Origin of the sequence: Bacillus sp. SIMBA_005, assembly GCF_046535585.1 — a bacterium.
Taxonomy (GTDB): Bacteria; Bacillota; Bacilli; order Bacillales; family Bacillaceae; genus Bacillus; species Bacillus pumilus.
The window spans coordinates 1-268 of sequence record NZ_JAWRWI010000491.1; the positions used below are offsets into that span (position 1 = coordinate 1).

Below are 268 nucleotides of genomic sequence, written 5' to 3' on the forward strand. Positions count from 1 at the left end.
TACCGCCGGCTGCTCCTAAGAGGTGGCCTGTCATCGATTTTGTAGAGCTTACCGCAAGTTTATGCGCATGCTCGCCAAAAACGGTCTTAATCGCCATTGTTTCGTATTTGTCGTTGTAATACGTGCTTGTCCCGTGAGCATTGATGTAATCAATTTCTTCAGGTGCAATGCCTGCATCTTTAATGGCTTCTTGCATCGCTCTCGCTCCGCCTTCACCGTCTTGGGCCGGCGCTGTGATATGATAAGCGTCTCCGGTTGAGCCGTAGCC

General features: G+C 50.7%; 1 pseudogene. It reads right to left on the reverse strand.

What is annotated here, in order from left to right:
* Positions 1 to 268, reverse strand: a pseudogene (locus tag SB660_RS21030) (beta-ketoacyl-[acyl-carrier-protein] synthase II); the annotation flags it as partial.